17 protein-coding genes are annotated in these 12,406 nt (G+C 62.4%); 10 read left to right on the forward strand and 7 right to left on the reverse strand.

Going from position 1 to position 12,406, the window contains the following annotated elements; all coding sequences use genetic code 11:
- Positions 1–18 precede the first annotated feature (18 nt).
- Positions 19–888: a polyphosphate kinase 2 gene (gene ppk2 / locus ACGYK7_RS10895; protein ID WP_394402103.1), complete on the forward strand. Its 870-nt coding sequence runs from the start codon at positions 19–21 to the stop codon at positions 886–888.
- Positions 881–1,498: a TetR/AcrR family transcriptional regulator gene (locus ACGYK7_RS10900; RefSeq protein WP_394402105.1), complete on the forward strand. Its 618-nt coding sequence runs from the start codon at positions 881–883 to the stop codon at positions 1,496–1,498. Before ppk2 ends, ACGYK7_RS10900 begins: the two co-directional genes overlap by 8 nt.
- Before the next feature lie 12 nt (positions 1,499–1,510).
- Here ACGYK7_RS10900 and ACGYK7_RS10905 read toward each other — a convergent pair whose 3' ends face one another.
- The gene (locus tag ACGYK7_RS10905; RefSeq protein ID WP_394402107.1) at positions 1,511–2,506 is read right to left on the reverse strand and encodes an LLM class flavin-dependent oxidoreductase; all 996 of its coding nucleotides are present in this window, start codon (positions 2,504–2,506) and stop codon (positions 1,511–1,513) included.
- Between the two features lie 236 nt (positions 2,507–2,742).
- Between ACGYK7_RS10905 and ACGYK7_RS10910 the strand changes: the two genes are divergently transcribed.
- Together ACGYK7_RS10910 and ACGYK7_RS10915 are read left to right on the forward strand one after the other, a co-directional pair.
- Positions 2,743–3,210, forward strand: a complete 468-nt coding sequence (locus ACGYK7_RS10910; RefSeq protein WP_394402110.1) for a hypothetical protein — start codon at positions 2,743–2,745, stop codon at positions 3,208–3,210.
- Positions 3,207–3,446 carry a hypothetical protein gene (locus ACGYK7_RS10915; protein ID WP_394402113.1) on the forward strand — a complete coding sequence of 80 codons (240 nt, stop codon included), beginning with the start codon at positions 3,207–3,209 and terminating at the stop codon, positions 3,444–3,446. Before ACGYK7_RS10910 ends, ACGYK7_RS10915 begins: the two co-directional genes overlap by 4 nt.
- 148 nt (positions 3,447–3,594) lie before the next feature.
- On the opposite strand, the gene rpsI is transcribed toward ACGYK7_RS10915, so the two are convergent.
- The 3 genes from rpsI to ACGYK7_RS10930 form a co-directional block, all read right to left on the reverse strand.
- Positions 3,595–4,095 (reverse strand): 30S ribosomal protein S9, encoded by a 501-nt coding sequence (gene rpsI, locus ACGYK7_RS10920; RefSeq protein ID WP_067266905.1) that lies wholly within the window; start codon positions 4,093–4,095, stop codon positions 3,595–3,597.
- A 2-nt stretch (positions 4,096–4,097) separates the two neighbouring features.
- On the reverse strand, positions 4,098–4,559 hold the full coding sequence (rplM, locus tag ACGYK7_RS10925; RefSeq protein ID WP_067266879.1) for a 50S ribosomal protein L13: 462 nt from the start codon (positions 4,557–4,559) through the stop codon (positions 4,098–4,100).
- A 160-nt stretch (positions 4,560–4,719) separates the two neighbouring features.
- Positions 4,720–6,135 (reverse strand): PLP-dependent aminotransferase family protein, encoded by a 1,416-nt coding sequence (locus ACGYK7_RS10930; protein ID WP_394402116.1) that lies wholly within the window; start codon positions 6,133–6,135, stop codon positions 4,720–4,722.
- Between the two features lie 143 nt (positions 6,136–6,278).
- Here ACGYK7_RS10930 and ACGYK7_RS10935 point away from each other — a divergent pair, with 143 nt between their 5' ends.
- Complete coding sequence (locus ACGYK7_RS10935) at positions 6,279–6,476, forward strand: DUF1127 domain-containing protein (RefSeq protein WP_333909710.1); 198 nt, start codon at positions 6,279–6,281, stop codon at positions 6,474–6,476.
- 253 nt (positions 6,477–6,729) lie between these two features.
- On the opposite strand, the gene ACGYK7_RS10940 is transcribed toward ACGYK7_RS10935, so the two are convergent.
- Positions 6,730–7,158, reverse strand: coding sequence for a PaaI family thioesterase (locus ACGYK7_RS10940; RefSeq protein ID WP_209218884.1), 429 nt, complete (start codon positions 7,156–7,158; stop codon positions 6,730–6,732).
- Positions 7,159–7,216: 58 nt separating this feature from the next.
- Here ACGYK7_RS10940 and ACGYK7_RS10945 point away from each other — a divergent pair, with 58 nt between their 5' ends.
- From ACGYK7_RS10945 to gluQRS, 4 genes are all read left to right on the forward strand, one after another.
- On the forward strand, positions 7,217–8,002 hold the full coding sequence (locus ACGYK7_RS10945; RefSeq protein WP_394402119.1) for an enoyl-CoA hydratase: 786 nt from the start codon (positions 7,217–7,219) through the stop codon (positions 8,000–8,002).
- Between the two features lie 249 nt (positions 8,003–8,251).
- Complete coding sequence (gene trmFO / locus ACGYK7_RS10950) at positions 8,252–9,592, forward strand: methylenetetrahydrofolate--tRNA-(uracil(54)-C(5))-methyltransferase (FADH(2)-oxidizing) TrmFO (protein WP_394402121.1); 1,341 nt, start codon at positions 8,252–8,254, stop codon at positions 9,590–9,592.
- 53 nt (positions 9,593–9,645) lie between these two features.
- The gene (locus ACGYK7_RS10955) at positions 9,646–10,260 is read left to right on the forward strand and encodes a class I SAM-dependent DNA methyltransferase (RefSeq protein WP_394402122.1); all 615 of its coding nucleotides are present in this window, start codon (positions 9,646–9,648) and stop codon (positions 10,258–10,260) included.
- Positions 10,257–11,114: a tRNA glutamyl-Q(34) synthetase GluQRS gene (gene gluQRS / locus ACGYK7_RS10960; RefSeq protein ID WP_394402124.1), complete on the forward strand. Its 858-nt coding sequence runs from the start codon at positions 10,257–10,259 to the stop codon at positions 11,112–11,114. The genes ACGYK7_RS10955 and gluQRS overlap by 4 nt, the downstream gene beginning before the upstream one ends.
- A gap of 9 nt (positions 11,115–11,123) precedes the next feature.
- On the opposite strand, the gene hisI is transcribed toward gluQRS, so the two are convergent.
- Positions 11,124–11,483 (reverse strand): phosphoribosyl-AMP cyclohydrolase, encoded by a 360-nt coding sequence (hisI, locus tag ACGYK7_RS10965; RefSeq protein WP_394402125.1) that lies wholly within the window; start codon positions 11,481–11,483, stop codon positions 11,124–11,126.
- 75 nt (positions 11,484–11,558) lie between these two features.
- On the opposite strand from hisI, the gene ACGYK7_RS10970 reads away from it, so the two are divergent.
- The gene (locus ACGYK7_RS10970) at positions 11,559–12,020 is read left to right on the forward strand and encodes an iron-sulfur cluster assembly scaffold protein (protein ID WP_394402127.1); all 462 of its coding nucleotides are present in this window, start codon (positions 11,559–11,561) and stop codon (positions 12,018–12,020) included.
- 189 nt (positions 12,021–12,209) lie between these two features.
- On the opposite strand, the gene ACGYK7_RS10975 is transcribed toward ACGYK7_RS10970, so the two are convergent.
- Complete coding sequence (locus tag ACGYK7_RS10975) at positions 12,210–12,338, reverse strand: hypothetical protein (RefSeq protein WP_269451604.1); 129 nt, start codon at positions 12,336–12,338, stop codon at positions 12,210–12,212.
- Positions 12,339–12,406 lie beyond the last annotated feature (68 nt).

Here is a 12,406-nt window from a genome sequence, read left to right on the forward strand (position 1 = left end):
AACCCGCGAGGAGCGCCCATGGACCTGCCCTTTGACGGCGCGATCAGCGCCTTTTTCGAGACTGACGCCCCCGAGGACATCCGCCAAGCGATCCAACGGGCCGATAAGGACGATATCCTGTCGCCCAGTTACCCGCATGACGAACGTCTGTCGCGCAAGACCTATGAGCGTGACTACGAGCGGCTTCAGATCGAAATGGTCAAACTGCAATCATGGGTGCGCGAAACCGGGCAGCGCGTCGTCATGGTTTTCGAGGGGCGCGACGCCGCTGGCAAAGGCGGCACGATCCGCCGTATGCGCGAGAACCTCAGCCCGCGATCCGCGCGGGTGGTCGCCCTGTCGAAACCCACCGAGACCGAGCAGGGCGAGTGGTATTTTCAGCGCTATACCAAACACCTGCCCACGGCGGGCGAGATGGTTTTCTATGATCGCTCTTGGTACAATCGCGGGGTGGTGGAAAAGGTTTTTGACTTCTGCACCCCCGAACAGCGCGCGCATTTCTTTGAACAGGTCACCCCGTTCGAACAAATGCTCGTCGAAGACGGTATTCACCTGATTAAGTTCTGGCTCAACGTGGGCCGGGCCGAGCAGCTGCGCCGCATGTTGTCGCGCGAATCCGATCCGCTGAAACAGTGGAAGCTGAGCCCCATCGACGTTAAAGGTCTCGCGAAATGGGAGGAGTATTCCGCCGCCATCGCCGAGACGCTGATGCGCAGCCATACGGATGAAACCCCTTGGACGGTGATCCGCTCCGACGACAAACGCCGCGCCCGTCTCGCGGCCATGCGCCACCTGCTCCACCGTTTCGACTATCCTCAGAAAGACGCCAAGGCGATCGGCAAGATCGACGATGAGATCTGCGGCGGGCCGGACATCTGGGATGCCTAAGCGCGGCTACCATCACGGCAACCTGCGCCAAGCGCTGATCGACGCGGCGCTCGAGTTGATCGAGCAGCGCGGCCCCACGGGTTTCACCCTCTCCGAGGCGGCCAAAAGCGCGGGCGTCACCCCGGCGGCGGTCTATCGCCATTTCGAGGGCCGCGAAGACCTGATCGCCGAGGCCGCGCATCAAGGCTATGATATCTTTGCCGATTTGATGGAATTTGCCTATCAGTCCGGCCAGCCCTCGGCGCTTAAAGCCTTTGAGGCGACGGGCCGCGCCTATCTCGCCTTCGCCCGCAAACATCCCGGTCATTACATCGCAATGTTCGAATCCGGCATCTCGGTCAACCGCACGCCGGAACTGGCCCATGCCGCCAACCGCGCCAATGCGGTGCTGGAACGCGCGGCAACTGACCTCAGCCAGCATATCCCGGCGGACAAACGCCCACCCGCCTCGATGTTCTCGGCCCATATCTGGGCGATGAGCCACGGCGTGGTCGAACTGTTTGCCCGAAACTCGCCCGGGCGCGCTTCACCCTTCCCGCCCGATGACCTGCTGGAAACCGGGATCGGGATTTACCTGCGCGGGCTGGGCTTGGTCAGCCCTGACGAATGAGGTCGGCGGCCCTTAGGCCGCCACTTTCATCTCCTGCAAAACATCCGCCGCAATCTCGAACGAGCGCAGCCTTGCGCTGTGATCGTGGATCTGCCCGGTCAGGATCACCTCATCGGGGCGGTGCTGTGCGATCAGCGTCTCAAGCTGGCGTTTCACCGTCTCAGGGTTGCCCACGGCAGAGATGCGCAGCGCGTGGTCGACCCCTTGGCGCAGGCCCGCGCCGATCTCGGCGTCGATGTCACGCACCGGGGCCGGCAGCTTGCCGGGACGGCCTGTGCGCAGACGGGCAAATGCCTGCTGCATGGTGGTCCGCAGATAAGCGCCCTCCTCATCCGTGTCGGCGGCAAAGACGTTCACCGCCAGCATGAAACGCGGCTTCGGGCAGGCTTCGGACGGTTTGAAATCCCGGCGGTAGATCGCCGTGGCCTCTTCCAACGCATCCGGCGCGAAATGCGAGGCAAAGGCATAGGGCAGCCCGAAATGCGCTGCCAGTTGCGCGCCATAGAGCGAAGAACCGAGGATCCAGATCGGCACATGCGTCCCCTCACCCGGATGGGCGCGGACCGGCGCGCGGGGATCGGGGGCGCCCAGATAGGCCATCAACTCGGCCACGTCATCGGGAAACTGGTCGCCCGCGCTCATGCCCCGGCGCATCGCGCGCATCACCGCCTGATCTCCGCCCGGCGCGCGGCCCAGCCCCAGATCGATCCGGTCGCCATGAATCGCCGCCAGCGTGCCGAACTGTTCGGCAATGGCCAAGGGCGCATGGTTGGGCAGCATCACCCCGCCTGCGCCGACGCGAATCTCTTTCGTGTGATCCGCCACATGCCCCAGCAGAACCGAGGTCGCCGCCGAAGCGATGCCGGGCATGTTGTGATGCTCCGCCATCCAAAACCGGTGATAGCCCTTGGCCTCGGCCAGTTGTGCCAAAGCAACGGAATTGGCGATGGCGGTGGGGGTGTCCGACCCTTCGGGCACGGGCGCAAGGTCGAGAACTGAATACTGCATGACTGTCTCCTGTGTTGGGACCGATATAGGCAGGCACAGCCCCGCCCGGAACCACGTCGCCCCAGAAAAACCAACGGCTTGGGCGAAATTTCCGTCGATCACAATGTTATGTTCTAACGCATGCCAGATATGCGCAATCGGGCCTTGCCGCCCCCGGTGAGCGCCCTATCCCAGAAGCCTTCACAACCGACCTCGCCAGTCGCAGACAAGCCACGGTCCAAAACTAGGCAAATGCCATGAATATCAAACATCTTATCGGGTTCGGCCTTACCGCCGGGCTGCTCTCTTCTGCTGCCTATGCGCAGGAAAACGTCACCACCGGTTTCGACCCGGTCATCGAAGACCGCAGCATGACCTCCATGGTTGGCTGGACCGCTGGCGTCTCTGCCGCGACACGGTTCAACACGTCGGATGACTTCGATCACCTTGAGAACGAAGTCGAAGGCTTCGTCGAGCTGACCTACGGCGGCTTCCACACCGGACTGAGCGCAACATCGCTTTACCAAGACCCCACCGATGACGTCGAATTCGAAGCGAACCTCGGCTACGGCGCGGAATTCGGTCAAGGCCTGAGTTGGGATCTGACCTATGGCTACATCTGGCTGAACGATTCCAAAGATCACAGCGAAGAGATCACAGCGAAGAGATCACAGCGACGCTGGGCTTCCCCATCGGGCGTGACGCCTCGGGCGCATTCGCCGTGATCATCGACCCCGACACTGGCGAAAGCGATCAGGAAGTCGCGTTTGAAGCGCCCCTGTCCGAGCGTTGGACCGCCGTTGGCCTCATCGGCAACAGCGACCGCGACGACAACATCTATGCCGAAGCCGGTGCCGTTTATGACTTCGGCGATGGCGTCTCCTTCGAAGCGCTCTACGAAGACACCAACGATGGCGACGGCGTGTTGGGCTTCACCGTAAGCTACGAAATCGGCGGCTGAGCCGCTTTAGGATCAGAAGCGATCCGACCCTAAGGCCGTTGCGGGAGACCGCGGCGGCCTTTCTCATGTGCCGCGGCCAGCCATGCCCACCGCAACGAAAAAGGGCCACCCCAAAGGGCAGCCCTTTCGCAGAATATGACCGGTAAGCTTAACGCTTGGAGAACTGGAAGCTCCGGCGCGCTTTGGCCTTACCGTATTTCTTACGCTCGACGACACGGCTGTCGCGGGTCAGGAAGCCTGCCGCTTTCAGCGCACCGCGCAGGGAGGGATCGTAGAGTTGCAGCGCTTTGGAGATGCCGTGCTTGACCGCGCCCGCTTGACCGGACAGACCGCCGCCTTTGACAGTCGCGATCACGTCGAACTGGCCTTCGGTGTTGGTGATGCCGAAAGGCTGGGCGAGGATCAGCTGCTGCACGGGGCGCGCGAAGTATTCGTTCTGCGGCTTGCCGTTCACGATGACCTTGCCGGAGCCCGGCTTGATCCAAACGCGGGCGACCGCGTCTTTACGCTTGCCGGTGGCATAGGCGCGGCCCAGTTCGTCACGAACCGGCTCACGGGGGGTCACTTCGGTCTCGGTGCCCTGCACGCCGCCGATGTTGTCGGTCACGGCTGCTTCCAGACCGTCGAGGGATTTGATTTCGTCAGCCATGCTCATGCACTCCGCGTGTTTTTCTTGTTCAAGGATTTGACATCCAGAACTTCGGGGCTCTGCGCCTCATGGGGGTGTTCGCTACCTGCATAGACGCGCAGGTTGGTCATGATCTGGCGGCTCAGGCGGTTGCCGGGCAGCATGCGCTTGACCGCTTGGGTCACAACACGCTCAGGATGCGCGCCTTCGAGGATCTGTGCCTTGGTGCGCGATTTGATGCCACCGGGGTGGCCGGTGTGCCAGTAGAAGTGCTCTTCGCGCTTCTTGCCGGTCATCTGCACCTTGTCGGCGTTGATGACGATCACGTTATCGCCGCAATCCATATGCGGCGTGAAGGACGGCTTGTGCTTGCCGCGCAGGCGCATGGCAACGATCGAGGCGAGACGGCCCAGCACGACGCCTTCGGCGTCGATGATGATCCATTTCTTGTCGATATCTGCCGGTGTCGCAGAAAAGGTTTTCATGGATGAATTCCCGTTTGAGGTTGGTCGGAACGAGGATTCCCCGCCCGGTGTCTGATGGAGGCGTTATAAACCTCTGCATCGCCGGGTCAAGCGCAGCAATCTCTGATTTTTCTAGCCAAAACAATGCGTTGTGATTTAGGTATAATAATACCCCATATTTCTACACGCTGATCTGCTCCGGTGGATTGTCGAGAAGGCAGCGCAGCCGCTGCATCGCCGCCTCGAAAGAGCGCAGGGAGACATGGGCGTTCACCGCGATGCGCACCGCATGAGGCGCGCGGCCATCGCGCAGGGCGAATTCATCGGCAGAGCGGATCTGCACGCCCTGCGCCTCTGCCGCGCGGCAGAACCCGGCGGCCCGCCACCCCGGCGGCAGTTGCAGCCAGAGGAAGGGCACATCGCGCGACCATTCCAAATCGTGGCCGCCCAGATGGTTCACCGCCACTTCGACATATTCCGCCAGTCTTTCGCGAATATCCGCGCAGATCGCCTTGAGCCGCGGGTCGGTCAGGAGGATCCGCGTCGCCTCGGCCAAGGGCCGGGCAAGGCCGAAATACCCGTATTCCGCCACCCGCCGCAGATCCGCCGAGCGCCCCGCCGGGGCCAGCGCAAAGCCGACGCGCAGGGCGGGCGTCAATTCCTTTGAGATCGAAGAGACATGCCAGACATGTTCCGGCCAGAGCGAGCGATAGCTCGGCGCGCGGGCGAGCCCCATGCGGTAGCAATCATCCTCCAGGATCTCCAACCCATGCCGTTTGGCAACTTTTAACAGCGCGCGCCGCCGCTCAAGGCTGGTGTGGCTGCCGGTGGGGTTATGCACCTCTGGCGTCGTGCAAAAGACCTGCGCCCCGCTGTCGCGCGCAGCTTTGTCCAGCGCCTCAGGCAGAACGCCGTGTGCGTCCATTGCCACGCCGACCACCTCGGCGCGCAGCACCTCCGCCGCGCGGCGAAACCCGGCGTAGGAGAGGTCTTCGACCAGCATCACCGGCTTTGGTCCTGAAAGGATCGCTTGCAGTACCAATACAATCCCACTCTGCCCGCCGTGCGAAAGCACGACGTCTCGTTCGTTCAACGGCCCGAGCGCGAGATGCGACAGCCAGTCGACCACCGCCTGCCGCACCGGGGCATAGGCGTCACGGGTGGGATAATTCATCAGGTCTTCGCCCGGCACATCCGCCACCTGCCGCAGGGCGCTGCGGATCAGCGCCACCTGCCCCATGTCCGGCAGCCGCGGACTAAAGAGGCTGACCGCATCGGTGTCGGCGACCTCCAACTCCTTGATCCAGCTGTCCTGTTCGCGGTTCCAGACATCCTCACGAATGGCCGCCTGCGGCGGGGCAACAAAGGTGCCACGGCCCACCTCGGCCTCCAACAGACCCTCATCGGTGAGGATGGTATAGGCCCGCGCCACGGTGCCGGGAGTGATCCCCAATTGCCACGCCAGTTCTCGCACCGGCGGCAGCTTATCCCCCACCGCCAGAGCGCCGGAGTTGATCCCCTGCCGGATGGTCAGCGCGACGAGCTTGTACTTCGGCCCCTGCCCCTCGGCCAACTCTGGCTGCCAAATTGTACCCATTACAATATTCCTGTGGTCAAATTGTATCGCGCTTTGTACCGTTGCACCTGTAGATATTCTACACTTTGTGTCAATACAATTTCGTCAATACAAATTCAAGGAGTTCCCCCATGACACAGGCACGCCCCCTTACCGCTGATGCAATGACATTGATGACATACCGCGCCCTGCCGGTCCCTGCGGTGATTGCGCTGCGCTTTGCGGCGGTCGTGACCACATGGGCGGCCCGCCGACGCACCCGGATCGCGCTTGCCGCGCTCGAACCTTGGGAGCTTGAAGATGCGGGACTTACACCGGAACAAGCCTCAGCCGAGGCTTCCCGCGTGTTCTGGCAGGCGTAGCTTCCCTGTGGCGGCTGCCAGACCTCTTCCTCGGGCCGGGTTTTCCCGGCCCTTTTTTGTGGCCTCTGAGAATTCCTCGGCCCGGAATCAAGCAGCAGGCGCCGGGCCATCGCCTGCCCATCTTGGCGGGCTGGCGATTTGGTGAGGCTGGGCGCTTCTGCGATAAGGCGCATCACGGCTGCGCCCTAAAGTGGCATGGACCAGCGTCGCAATCGCCACCCCACGGTCAGGCGCTGGCCCTAAACTCTGCCCCTCACCCCATTGACGCAGGCGGAATCGCATAGGTCAGCCCGGCCCGCGCCACCGGCTTGTCCGACCCTTCGGAATAGATCAACACATCCGTCACCGACAGCTGCCGCCCCAGCTTCAGCAGCTTGGCATGGGCCACCAGCGGCACATCCGCCAAGGGTTTGCGCATGAAATCTATCGAGCAATTCGTCGTCACCGCCAACGCCTTGGGACCGATCATCGCCAGCGTCACCAGATAGGCCGAGACATCCGCAAGCGCGAACATCGACGGCCCCGAAACGGTGCCTCCGGGGCGCAGGTGGCGACGGCTGGTCAACAGACGCATGGTGATCTCGTTCTCGGCCACATGATCCACGGCGAAATCATCCGCCACCTGATCGAACACCTCCCGCATGAAGGCTTCCAACGCCTCCGCATCCATCACCACGGCCATACTTGTCCTCCCTGCTGTCCTCGGCGTAACGTTGGCGCGATCAACCGGGGAGGGCAAGGTGGCAATTCTTGACGTTACGGCACGCGGGCCGGTGACCCACCTGCGCATGAACGCCCCCGAGCGGCTGAACGCGCTGTCGGATGAAATGCTGGCCGCCCTGCACGCGCGTTTCGACCAATTGGCCCAAGACCGCACCACGCGGGTCATCATCCTGTCGGGCGCAGGCAAAGCCTTCTGCGCAGGGCACGATCTGCGCCAGATGACCGCCATGCGCCAAGCCGAAGACGGCGGAGCCGCCGCCTTCAAAGACCTTTTCGACCGCTGCGCCGCCCTGATGGCCCGCATCCAAAGCCTGCCGCAACCGGTCATCGCCCAAGTACACGGCATCGCCACCGCCGCGGGCTGCCAGCTTGTCGCCACCTGCGATCTGGCCATCGCCGCGGATGACTGCCGCTTTGGGGTCAACGGCGTGAACATCGGCCTCTTTTGCTCCACCCCCATGGTCGCCCTGACCCGCAGCATCCCGGGCAAACAGGCGTTCGAGATGCTCACCACCGGAGAGTTCATCTCCGCCCCCCGCGCCGCTGAACTGGGCCTGATCAACCGCGCCGTACCGCGCGACCAACTGGCCCAAGAGACCGAGGCGCTGGCCAAGAAGATCGCCGCCAAACTCGGCACCGCCGTCGCCCATGGCAAAGGTGCCTTCTACCAACAGATGCAGATGCCCACCGAACAGGCCTACGCCTTTACGGGCGAGGTCATGGTCCGCAACATGCTTGAGGCCGAAACGCGCGAAGGCATCGACGCCTTCTTGGAAAAACGCCGCCCCGATTGGCCCCAATGATTGTTTCCAAAACCGTCAGGCTTTGTTGCCACGCCGGGGCTGGCAAATCTGGCAAAATCACGGCATGGTTATGTTAGGGCTTAGAAACCCTGATGATTTTGGGTCGCCGCGGGCGGAAGGTCCCTCCGGGTCAGCCTCTCACTGACCGACCATTCCCGCAGCGGCGACCCCAAAACCATTCCTCTCCCGCAGCCTCATCGCGCCCTCTTGCCTGTTGCGTGCGACGCTGCCCTGCCCTACATCGCCCCCATGACAGATACATTGCACATCATCGGCGGCGGCATGGCCGGATCAGAGGCGGCTTGGCAAGCGGCGAACGCGGGCGTGAAGGTCGTGATCCACGAAATGCGCCCCAAGGTCGAAACCTTCGCCCACCAAACCGGGCTTCTGGGCGAGATGGTCTGCTCCAACTCCTTCCGCTCGGATGATGACGAACAGAACGCCGTGGGCCTGCTGCATTGGGAAATGCGCGCCGCCGATGGGCTGATCATGGCCTGCGCCGACAAGAACCGCCTGCCCGCAGGCGGCGCATTGGCGGTAGACCGCGACCCCTTCGCGCAGAGCGTCACGGACACGCTGCTCGCCCACCCCAATATCACCGTGGAATATGGCGAGATCACCGAACTGCCGCGCGATGGCAAATGGATCATCGCCACCGGTCCGCTGACCTCTGGCAAGCTCGCCGAAGCCATCGCGGCCGAGACCGGCGCCGAGGCGCTGGCCTTTTTCGACGCCATCGCGCCCATCGTCTATTACGACAGCATCGACATGTCCAAAGCCTGGATGCAGTCGCGCTATGACAAGGGCGAGACCGAGGAAGAGCGCACCGCCTACCTCAACTGCCCGATGGACAAAGAGCAATACGACGATTTCATCGACGCGCTGCTGGCCGCCGATAAAACCGAGTTCCGCGAGGGCGAAACCGCAGGCTATTTCGACGGCTGCCTGCCCATCGAAGTCATGGCCGAACGGGGCCGCGAAACCCTGCGCCACGGCCCGATGAAACCCGTGGGGCTGACCAATCCGCACCAGCCCGAGGTCAAGGCCCATGCCGTCGTGCAACTGCGCCGCGACAACAAACTGGGCACGCTTTACAATATCGTCGGCTTCCAAACCAAGATGAAGTACGGCGCGCAAACGAATGTTTTCAAACGCATTCCGGGGCTCGAAAATGCACGCTTCGCCCGCTTGGGCGGCATCCACCGGAACTCCTTCATCAACTCGCCGACACTGCTCGACGACCAGATGCGCCTGCGCAGCCGCGACAATATCCGCTTTGCGGGTCAGATCACCGGTGTCGAAGGCTATGTCGAAAGCGCCGCCATGGGCCTGCTGGCGGGCCGCATGGCCGCTGCTGAAATCAAAGGCGGCAGCCTGCCCACCCCGCCCGACAGCACCGCCATGGGCGCGCTGATCACCCATATCACCGGCGGCGCGGAGGCAAAGACCTTCCAGCCGATGAACGTGAACTTCGGCCTTTTCCCCCCGGTCGAAGGGCTGAAATCGGGCCGCCGGGGCCGCAAGGACCGCTACAAAGCCTATACCGATCGCGCAAAGGCCGATTGGCAGGCATGGCTTGATCAAGGTTAACGCGACCGGGGTTAACGCTGGATCCTTGCGCCCATCCCCCATATCCTAGGGGGATGACACAGCATTTCTTTGACAAGGCCTACGCGGCGCGGGACACGAAGGTGATCCGCAGCCTCTATGACGAATGGGCGCGCAGCTATGACGAGGACATCAAGGCGCAGGGCTACGCCACGCCCGACCGCGCCGCTGCCACGCTCGCCGAATTTCTCGACGACAAAGACCTGCCGATCTTTGATATCGGCTGCGGCACCGGGATGTCCGGCACGGCGCTGAAACAGGCGGGCTTCACCACCATTGACGGCGGCGATGTATCCGCCGCCATGCTGGCGGAAGCGCGCAGAAAAAGCATATACCGCAACCTGTTAGAACTCGACGTTGACGCCCCACTCCCCTTCGCGCCCGGCGCTTATGCCGCGATCAGCGCCATCGGCGTGATCGGCCCCGGTGCGGCCCCGATCACCCTTTTCGATACGCTGATGCATGGGTTAGCAAAGGGCGGTAAGTTGCTATTTTCGCTCAACGAAAAGGCACTGGAAGATCGCGGCGCTTTGGGCATGATCCACGAATGGACCGATTGCGGCGCGGCAATCCTCCTCTTTGCCGAGGAAGGGCCGCACCTGCCCGGGATCGACATGAAGTCTACCGTATATCTGATTGAAAAGAATTGACACTTACCACCAGATTCGCGCCATCCCCAACCGGGCCGCTGCACCTCGGCCACGCCTATTCCGCGCTTTTGGCCCATGATCTGGCACAGGCGGCAGGCGGCGATTTTCTGCTGCGGATCGAAGACATCGACCAATCCCGCGCGCGCGTTCATTGGGAGGCGCAGATCTACGAAGACCTTGCATGGCTCGGCATCGATTGGTCGCAACCTGTGCTGCGGCAATCGGATCGAATGGCGGCCTATCAAGCCGCCCTAGACGCCCTCTGGTCGCGCGGCCTGCTCTATGCCTGCACCTGCAACCGCCGCGACATCGCCGCCGCCACCAGCGCGCCGCAAGAGGGAGCTGAACCCGTCTATGGCCCCGATGGCCTCATCTATCCCGGCACCTGCCGCGCAGCAGGCCACCCCAAAGGCAGAGGCGCGCTGCGCCTCGATATGCGTAAGGCACTGGAAAAACTTGGGAATACCAGGCTAATCTTCACCGAAAACGGCCAGGGGCCGAATGCCGAAACCGGAAAGATCACCCTCTCGCCCGATCAGTTGATCGACACGGTCGGGGATGTGGTCTTGGCCCGCCGCGACATGGGCACGTCCTATCACCTCTCCGTCGTACTCGACGACGCCGCGCAGGGGGTGTCGCTGGTCCCACGCGGGGCCGATCTGTTCGAGGCGACCTACATTCATGTGGTGCTACAGGCGCTGCTGGACCTGCCCACGCCGCTGTATCATCATCACCGCTTGATCCGCGACGACAGCGGCAAACGACTGGCCAAACGCGATGACGCCCGCGCCATCGCGCTCTATCGCGAGAACGGCACCACACCCGAAGAAATTCGTGAAATCGTCGGACTTTAGCGCGCGGTCTTAATCCATTGCCTTCATCAGTTCGACTTCTTCACCGTCTTGAATGCCGGTGTAGAAACAGCTTCGCCGCCCGGTGTGACAGGCCGGCCCGGTCTGATTGACCATCACCAATAGGCAATCCCGGTCACAGTCGACACGCATCTCGACGAGCTTTTGCACATTACCGCTGGTTTCGCCCTTGACCCAGAACGCTTGCCGCGAGCGACTCCAATAGGTGACCTTGCCGCTCTCAAGGCTGCGCGCAATGCTCTCGGCGCTCATCCACGCGAGCATCAGCACCTCGTGGGTCTCGGCGTCCTGCGCGATGGCCGGGATCAGACCCGCTTCGTTGAACTGAAGGCTTGCAGGATCAAATGTCATCGGGCACCTCGTCGAAATATTTGCATCTGTCTCTGCGGCGCTTATGTAGGGTTTCAGCACGAAAAGGAACAGCCCATGTCGGATGAGACGGACCTCATCAAGCTCTACTCCGCGCGCATTCTCGCACTCGCGGCCGAGATCCCCCACTTGGGCCGAATGCAAGCGCCGCAGGCCAGCGTGAAGCGCCGCTCTCCGCTTTGTGGCTCAACCGTGACAGTCGATGTGCGGGTTAAGGATGGGCATCTGGTCGAGATGAAGCAGGACGTGAAAGCCTGCGCTCTGGGGCAGGCCGCCGCCGCCGTGGTGGGCGATGCCGCCCCCGGCAGGTCGCTTGCGCAGATCACAACCGCCCGCGATCAACTGCGCGCCATGCTCAAGGGCGAAGGCCCGGTGCCGGATGCCCCCTTTGACGGTTTCGAAGTGCTGACCCCCGCCACGGCCTATAAAAACCGCCATGCCTCTATCATGCTTAGCATCGAAGCCTTGACGGAGGCGATGCAAGAGGCCGAGGCACCTGCGGACGCGGGCGAACGCTGATCGCCGCCAGTCTCTACAACGCTCCCCCTGAAAGCCAAAAAAACGCCGCACATCCTGCGAAGGATGGCGGCGTCAGTCGGCGTGCCTCATGTGGGACCCGCTTTGCCGAAACCCGACGCGGACAGGCAAGTCGGCGCATCAAATTGGGACGGATGCAGCGGCAAAGCGGCATGAGAGCCTTGGCAGAACTCAGATAAAGGCGGGCAGATGCAGACCTACCACCAACATCACGATCAAAGCGGCGGCCCCTGCTGCATCTTGCAACAACGTGGCCTGTGACCTGACGGCGATAGATTTCAGGGCAGTGTAAGTCATCATCAGTACCTCCTTATCTGTGTTGCCTCTTTGTTCTCACTTCTTCACCCGCAAGTAAAGAACTTTTTGAG

The sequence above is a fragment of the Sulfitobacter sp. 1A15299 genome, assembly GCF_043556915.1.
Classification (GTDB): Bacteria; Pseudomonadota; Alphaproteobacteria; order Rhodobacterales; family Rhodobacteraceae; genus Sulfitobacter.

What these genes read in the sequence shown, in the direction of transcription:
- ACGYK7_RS10940 (WP_209218884.1), bottom strand. Translation starts at nt 7,158, where the DNA reads ATGGCCGTGGTGATGGATGCGGAGGCGTTGGAAGCCTTCATGCGGGAG.
- rpsI (WP_067266905.1), bottom strand. Translation starts at nt 4,095, where the DNA reads ATGGCTGACGAAATCAAATCCCTCGACGGTCTGGAAGCAGCCGTGACC.
- rplM (WP_067266879.1), bottom strand. Translation starts at nt 4,559, where the DNA reads ATGAAAACCTTTTCTGCGACACCGGCAGATATCGACAAGAAATGGATC.
- ACGYK7_RS10905 (WP_394402107.1), bottom strand. Translation starts at nt 2,506, where the DNA reads ATGCAGTATTCAGTTCTCGACCTTGCGCCCGTGCCCGAAGGGTCGGAC.
- ACGYK7_RS10970 (WP_394402127.1), top strand. Translation starts at nt 11,559, where the DNA reads ATGTCGGATGAGACGGACCTCATCAAGCTCTACTCCGCGCGCATTCTC.
- ACGYK7_RS10935 (WP_333909710.1), top strand. Translation starts at nt 6,279, where the DNA reads ATGACATTGATGACATACCGCGCCCTGCCGGTCCCTGCGGTGATTGCG.
- ACGYK7_RS10975 (WP_269451604.1), bottom strand. Translation starts at nt 12,338, where the DNA reads ATGATGACTTACACTGCCCTGAAATCTATCGCCGTCAGGTCACAGGCC.
- ACGYK7_RS10910 (WP_394402110.1), top strand. Translation starts at nt 2,743, where the DNA reads ATGAATATCAAACATCTTATCGGGTTCGGCCTTACCGCCGGGCTGCTC.
- hisI (WP_394402125.1), bottom strand. Translation starts at nt 11,483, where the DNA reads ATGACATTTGATCCTGCAAGCCTTCAGTTCAACGAAGCGGGTCTGATC.
- ppk2 (WP_394402103.1), top strand. Translation starts at nt 19, where the DNA reads ATGGACCTGCCCTTTGACGGCGCGATCAGCGCCTTTTTCGAGACTGAC.
- trmFO (WP_394402121.1), top strand. Translation starts at nt 8,252, where the DNA reads ATGACAGATACATTGCACATCATCGGCGGCGGCATGGCCGGATCAGAG.
- ACGYK7_RS10955 (WP_394402122.1), top strand. Translation starts at nt 9,646, where the DNA reads ATGACACAGCATTTCTTTGACAAGGCCTACGCGGCGCGGGACACGAAG.
- ACGYK7_RS10930 (WP_394402116.1), bottom strand. Translation starts at nt 6,135, where the DNA reads ATGGGTACAATTTGGCAGCCAGAGTTGGCCGAGGGGCAGGGGCCGAAG.
- ACGYK7_RS10900 (WP_394402105.1), top strand. Translation starts at nt 881, where the DNA reads ATGCCTAAGCGCGGCTACCATCACGGCAACCTGCGCCAAGCGCTGATC.